The sequence below is a fragment of the Synechococcus sp. R60.1 genome, from assembly GCF_047461835.1.
Classification (GTDB): domain Bacteria; phylum Cyanobacteriota; class Cyanobacteriia; order Thermostichales; family Thermostichaceae; genus Thermostichus.
In genome coordinates this window covers 1-5,229 of the sequence record NZ_JANSIA010000128.1, presented here as the reverse complement: position 1 = coordinate 5,229, position 5,229 = coordinate 1, and the positions used below count along the sequence as shown (strand labels likewise).

Here is a 5,229-nt window from a genome sequence, read left to right as displayed (position 1 = left end):
GAAAGTAAACAGAAAGATCAACTGGTAGTAATCCGTACTGAACATATTATACATTATTTTCAGTATAGTTGAGCTTACTATTGACTAGAGTCATGCTCTTCTAAAGGCTCTGTCCCGCTGTCGCGAACGGCCATAACTTTCACCCAACCTCTAGCGGATAGAGTAGGCTGCTGAGGCGGCAGGCAACTGCAAGGATAGGGATCCCAGCGGGGCCAAGGTGGTGCCGGGGTAGTAGAAAGCCAGGATTTGTGCCGCGTTAAACCCCTGCCGAGCCAGGGTATAGGAGCCATACTGGCTCAGGCCCACCCCATGGCCAAAGCCGCCACCGATGAAGCGATAGCCTGCCAATCGCTCCCCTTGTTTCAGAGGCTCTATCCGAAACAGGGTGCTGTACAGGCGAGGAAAAGCCAAGCGTACCTGATCCTTGCGCAAAAGAATCGAGCGGATCCCTTCTGCCGTCTGCAAGTCCAATTGCATCACCTGCACCCGGCCACTGGCGGAGCGCTCCAGGATCTGCATCCCCGCGATGCTGCTCCAGGTGGGCATCGGGATCCCTAGGTAGTCTTGGCCGGCCCGCAACTGGGTGTTCAGCTCCTCCAGAGATAGGGAGAACTCCCAGCGGAATAGGCGGGATACTCCTGCTTCGTTGAAGCCCTCTCGCTGGGCCAAAAACGCCTGGAAGCTGCTCTCCTGCCGCAAATCCAGGGGCTTACCCGGTTGATGGCGCTCCTCGCCCTGCGGAGCACGATGGGCAATATCCGCTTGCGGGCGTAGGTAGGGGCGCGGATCCCCGTCCCAAACGTCTTCAAAGGCCGCCGAGACGCCACCGTTGGTGGAAGAATAAACGGCATCCACCAGCTCGCCGTTGTAGGTGAGCACCAGGCCGCTGGTCTGGCGAATGGCCTCGTCAGCCCGCGGGTGGGTTCCGGTCAATCCCTTGTAAACCTGGCAGTGGGTATTGGCACAGAGCTGATAATCGTCAACCTGAAAGCGGTGGAGGTTCTTGAGGGCGTAGGTGCGCGCCAAAATCGCCTGGGCGGCCATCGCGGCAAAAGGGGCCCCTGGCCCCACCTCGTGGGGAACTACCCCCCGCAAATAGGTTTCCAGAGGCACGGCATTGACCACAGTGTAGCTGCCGTAGGCATTGGGCTGAAAGGTGATGGATCCGGCGTAGTGGCGGTCGTTCACCCGCAGATAGCCAGCATCGGAGTTCACCCTGAGGCGGGTGCGGTGGTAGCGAAAGTGTTCATGAACCCAGCTTAGCTCCGCCCGTTCGCGTCGCTCCTGCACCTCGAGCCGCACATGGGGGATCCCTTCCTTCTGGGCATACTGCTGAATCTGGATCAGTTGTTGCGGGGTGTAGGCGCGGTTGGCCCACACCTGCCATTCTTGCGGCTGGGCGATCTCGGTGCTGATGCCCAGAGACTGCCAATGGTTGGCGTTGGCCTCGGCACTCTCAAAACTTTTGTGGCTGCTGAGGATTAGACGGTATACGGTTTCCGGGGTGGTCAGGGCGCGATTGACAATGCCGATGCTGACCCGAGGCGTTCGCTGGGTCTGGGTGCTGCCGTCTGCTTGAGGGAATTCCAGGGTGAGAAGGGATCCCGTCGGCGCTGCCAGCTCCACCTGATCCGTCTCAGAACGGCCAAAGCGTTGCACAATGCCTATGTGCAGGATTGGGTTTTCGGGGGTGGCCGCCGTGGCCAAGGTCTCTTCGCCAACGCCGGTCGCGTCGGCGGCATGGAGCGCCAAGGCCGTCAGCAACAGGCCCAAGCCGGAAATGAGGGTGCTCTGCTTGCAGGACGAAGTCCTTGAAAACCGGCGAGGTTTGGCAGTGGGAGGCTGACAACTGGCCATGGCCGCTTTATCCTAAAACACACCCTGTCGATTTTACCCGCATCTTTTCTGGCCCACCTGCAGTGGTCGCGTTAGCGGTGCGGAGCACCATGGATGCTTTTCCTCGCATGTCTGTTCCCGACGACGGGTTCCCAATCGCCACGGCGGGACGCCGCCCCTCTTTGCACAAGGGATCCGGCTGGAGGCTGGGCTGGGATCCCACCCGTTCCCCTTTTGTTGCGCTGGTGGGGGGAGAAACCTGGGCGCTGGAGCTCACTCAGGAGGAGTGGCAAGCGTTTGTGCAGGGGGTGCAGCGCCTGCAGCAGGATATGGAGGCCATCGCCTCCCAACTGATGGCGGAGGAGAGCATTACGCTGGAGCAGACTTTCCCTGCTTTGACCCTGATAGCCAGCGGCAGCGCCACTGCCTGGGGTCTCTATGTGCAATTGCATCAAGGCCGGCGCGGAGAAGGTTTTTGGCCTGCTGATGTTGTCCCTGAGCTGTGCCAGGCCCTCGCCCAATGCTTTCAGGAAGCTCTCTAGCCCCCTGAAGCCTGCAGTCTGGATCCCTGCCTGAGAGAACCGATGGATCTGCACCATCTGCACACTTACATTCGTCCCCGACAGCTTGAGGACTTGACCGCCTGGGATCCCGGCTGGAACTGGCTGGCCGGGGGGACTTGGCTCTTCTCCCAGCCGCAACCCCACCTGCGGGGACTGGTCGATTTGCATCCTCTGGGCTGGAATGAGCTGGAAATCAGCGCAGAAGGGCTAAAACTGGGGGCAACCTGTACCTTCCAGCAACTGTTGCAATACGATTGGCCACCCCATTGGCCAGGGATCCGCGCCCTGTGCGAGGGAATGGCGTCTTTGGCCTCTTTTAAGGTGGCCCACCTGGCAACGATAGGGGGAAATCTCTGCCTGGCCCTGAGTGTCGGTGTCGTAGCACCCGTGTTGATCGCTCTTGAGGCCACCTACACGCTGATCGATCTGCAGGGATCCCTGCGCCACATCCCCGCTCAGGACTTTCAAACCGGCCCCCAACAAACTCTGCTGCAGCCGGGGGAAGCCTTGCGATCCATCTGGATCCCGGCCCAACGGCTGCGCGGCCCCAGCACCTTTCAGCGGCTCGGCATCACCCAAACGGATCCCGCCTTGGTGATCGTCACTGGATCCCGCGATCCCGACTCAGGCGATTATCGCTTCGGGCTCAATGCTGCCCTTTCACCCCCACAACTGGTGCGGCTGGGATCCCGGCCCGATCCAGAACATCTTCCCCAACTTTTGGCAGAGCAAGCCCACGGCTGGATCGCGGATTTTCGGGCCAGCGCCTTTTACCGCCAACGCATGAGCGAGGTATTGATTCGCCGCTGTATAGACATCTTGGGCTAATCGGGGTATTGCCCCATCCCAACAGGGGGCTGAGAACGACGTACTCATCCTGCCAAAGCTCCCGCCGCTCTGAAAGTAAAGGTTTTAGGCGTGGGTCAGTGCCCCAGTTTGAATCGAAATGACCATAAGTCTGACATTCCCGTCCATGGGATTGAGATAGCCACAGGCAAAAATTCATCTGTTGCTGTTCCAAAAATGGGTAACACATAAAAGTTTGGGGCAGTAGCAACTGGCAGTGTCACCCCATAGACAGCCGCGAAAACAGTTCACAGTGAACTCAGATTTATCTGGCCTTAAAACTTGAAGCCAGTTTACAAAAAATTTACCTACAGTTGATAGCCAGTGAGGTTTTGGATTCAGGAGTTCGCGTGATTTGACAGGGAAAGTTTTGGATCCGCAAAGGGTAACCTGAAACCAAGGAAAGGCTGGAATACTGGGGCAAGCTCCTTTGGGTTTAGCTAAGTGCCTGATTTCTCCCGAAGCGGGACTGGAACTGCTATGAGTCGGTTTTCCCCTCATGAAGTGTATCTCCGGAGAATCCTCTTTCGTCTGGCCACTGCGGCTCCTCGTGGCATGACATTGATCGAGTTGCTGGTGGTCATCGTGATTGTCGGTACTCTCTGCGCGGTGGCCATTCCCAACCTGCTCAACCACATTCGCCGCTCCAGAGTTGCTGAAGCCCAGACAGCTTTGGCGACCATTGGCCGCGCTTCAGAAATCTTCCGCATGGATTTTACGGTTTATCCTTCCAGCTACGCCGATATTCAATTCGGAGGGATCCACGGGGATCGTTATCTGCAAGATCCCTGGCAAGCCTACAACTACCGTCTTCCCGAAGTTGTTCCTCCCACACCTGGCCCAAGCGGCATTCGTTGGATGACGGAGTCTCACACCTACACAGCTGCTGGTGGGAATCCCCTGCGCTGTGACATCGGCCTCGGGGATCGCCAGCAAGAGGTTCTGGTCTCTGGCTACGACCTGCACAACTCCTGCAACCTTTATCATTGACTTGCCTGGGCGAGATTTGGCGGCTTGAGGAGACGGGACTGGGCGGACTTGAACCGCCGACCTAGCGCTTAGGAGGCGCTTGCTCTATCCATCTGAGCTACAGCCCCTTGTCGAACATCCTACTGCTCTTAGCCCCCATCTCAGATTACAGCCCTTTTGCAGATGAGGTGATACCCGACCAGTTCTCATCATGCCCCAACTGGGTCTGGCGTTATCGGTTGTGTTGTTGACATTGACCTGCTAGACATCTTCTGTGATGCTAAGAAGTGTTAAGCTAAGGACTTGGATCCCAAACCGAGGTCAGCCCTATGGAATCCCTTTCTGATCCCTTCGTCAATCCCCCCATTTACTCTGCCATCGCCTTATTCAGCTTTTTTGCTGTTATCTTTGGCATCATTTTCAAGGACAATTTGGAATACCAGGTGGCCCTTTGGCAGCTCAACCGGGATAGCCAAGCGCAAATTCGCTACCGCACTCCTGGGGTGATCCTCACCTACAGTCTCTGCTGCCTGTTTACCTCTGGGTTTGTGGCCGCGTGTCTGAACGTGTTTGGCCTGTCTATGGCCTTGGCCGCCTGCGTCGGTGGGATCCTAGTGTTGAGCACGGCAGGCTTGGTGTGGTGGCAGTTGGGATCCCTGATGGCTCTGTTGGCTGCCGGTGGATCCCAGGCCATCGATATTGACTCTTACGGAGCAGGGGCCATTTTGGATTCTGAGGCGGCAGCACCCCCCGAGGGAGAATAGGATCTTGGAGTAGTCTTACCCCATGCCCTGGTCTAGCTGGATCAGCTGGATCCAGAAGAGCGTGCCTACAGAGTAGAGAAAGCTTAAGAAGTTTCTGGCCAACTTGTTAAAACGAGAGAACAAGTGCCAGCTCAGCTTTTGAAAAACGCCTCTTTCTGTAAAAAATTACAAATCATAGTCATTCCAAACTAGGTTGTGTTGATCTTTCATTTGAGCCAAAAGAGAGCACTGACGAGATAGAGAAAACTCAA

Annotated in this window: 5 protein-coding genes and 1 tRNA gene; 4 read left to right on the top strand and 2 right to left on the bottom strand. The window is 56.9% G+C overall.

From position 1 onward, the window contains the following. Positions 1–150 precede the first annotated feature (150 nt). Entirely contained in the window at positions 151–1,857 is a 1,707-nt protein-coding gene (locus NW834_RS13165) for a SpoIID/LytB domain-containing protein (protein WP_414419264.1), read from the bottom strand. A gap of 89 nt (positions 1,858–1,946) precedes the next feature. Here NW834_RS13165 and NW834_RS13160 point away from each other — a divergent pair, with 89 nt between their 5' ends. The 3 genes from NW834_RS13160 (at position 1,947) to NW834_RS13150 (ending at position 4,235) form a co-directional block, all read left to right on the top strand. Beyond that, positions 1,947–2,378, top strand: a complete 432-nt coding sequence (locus NW834_RS13160) for a DUF1818 family protein (protein ID WP_414374678.1) — start codon at positions 1,947–1,949, stop codon at positions 2,376–2,378. A 42-nt stretch (positions 2,379–2,420) separates the two neighbouring features. After that, a complete protein-coding gene (locus NW834_RS13155) occupies positions 2,421–3,227 on the top strand; it encodes an FAD binding domain-containing protein (RefSeq protein ID WP_414419263.1) in 807 nt (268 codons plus the stop codon). Between the two features lie 573 nt (positions 3,228–3,800). Further along, the gene (locus tag NW834_RS13150) at positions 3,801–4,235 is read left to right on the top strand and encodes a type IV pilin protein (RefSeq protein ID WP_414419262.1); all 435 of its coding nucleotides are present in this window, start codon (positions 3,801–3,803) and stop codon (positions 4,233–4,235) included. 33 nt (positions 4,236–4,268) lie between these two features. Here NW834_RS13150 and NW834_RS13145 read toward each other — a convergent pair. Continuing rightward, positions 4,269–4,342 (bottom strand) — tRNA-Arg (locus NW834_RS13145). A 201-nt stretch (positions 4,343–4,543) separates the two neighbouring features. On the opposite strand from NW834_RS13145, the gene NW834_RS13140 reads away from it, so the two are divergent. Then, positions 4,544–4,978, top strand: a complete 435-nt coding sequence (locus NW834_RS13140) for a hypothetical protein (RefSeq protein ID WP_011432900.1) — start codon at positions 4,544–4,546, stop codon at positions 4,976–4,978. Positions 4,979–5,229 lie beyond the last annotated feature (251 nt).

Coding starts and splice junctions, on each gene's coding strand:
- NW834_RS13140 (WP_011432900.1), top strand. CDS start 4,544: ATGGAATCCCTTTCTGATCCCTTCGTCAATCCCCCCATTTACTCTGCC.
- NW834_RS13155 (WP_414419263.1), top strand. CDS start 2,421: ATGGATCTGCACCATCTGCACACTTACATTCGTCCCCGACAGCTTGAG.
- NW834_RS13150 (WP_414419262.1), top strand. CDS start 3,801: ATGACATTGATCGAGTTGCTGGTGGTCATCGTGATTGTCGGTACTCTC.
- NW834_RS13160 (WP_414374678.1), top strand. CDS start 1,947: ATGGATGCTTTTCCTCGCATGTCTGTTCCCGACGACGGGTTCCCAATC.
- NW834_RS13165 (WP_414419264.1), bottom strand. CDS start 1,857: ATGGCCAGTTGTCAGCCTCCCACTGCCAAACCTCGCCGGTTTTCAAGG.